Source organism: Campylobacter sp. 2018MI34, assembly GCF_016598975.1.
Lineage (GTDB): Bacteria > Campylobacterota > Campylobacteria > Campylobacterales > Campylobacteraceae > Campylobacter_D.
In genome coordinates this window covers 1-476 of the sequence record NZ_JAENKS010000086.1, presented here as the reverse complement: position 1 = coordinate 476, position 476 = coordinate 1, and the positions used below count along the sequence as shown (strand labels likewise).

The 476-nt window shown below is 66.8% G+C and carries 1 protein-coding gene; it reads right to left on the bottom strand.

Annotated elements, in window-relative coordinates; all coding sequences use genetic code 11:
• Window positions 1-327 (bottom strand): GNAT family N-acetyltransferase (locus JG676_RS07835; protein ID WP_246801815.1); only part of this gene is annotated, 327 nt, incomplete at its 3' end.
• Window positions 328-476: the final 149 nt, after the last annotated feature.

Sequence of the window (476 nt, the reverse complement as noted above, 5' to 3'; positions counted from 1 at the left end):
ATCCTCGGCGAGCGCCCGACCGATCGAGCGGCCGTCGGCCGTGCGCCGACCGCGAAACGCCGGCTTCACATAGAGCCGCTTCATCTCGCAGGTGATCGCGTCGAGCCTGCGCAGGGCCACCGTGCCGGCCGCTTCACCGCCGACCTTCGCCAGCAGCAACGCCCCTTCGGGCGGTGCATACTTGCCCGGGAAGTCTGCCAGCTCCGCCTCGAAGTCCTGATAGGCAAGCGAGAAGCCGAGCGATCCGGCGTACTCGCGCATCAATGCCTTGATCGCCTCATGGTCCCCAGGCGTGTATGGAGCAGTAATTTCGACAGGCTTCGTCATGGCCGCATTTTCCTGACGGCATGCTAGCCTGTCATCCAAAGGATTTCGGGAGAATGCGAATGACGACCGCAACGCGCCGCCGCGCCCTGGCGCTGGGATTGGCCGCACCCCTAATCGCGGCAGCCGCCCGGGCGCAGGCGCCCTGGCCC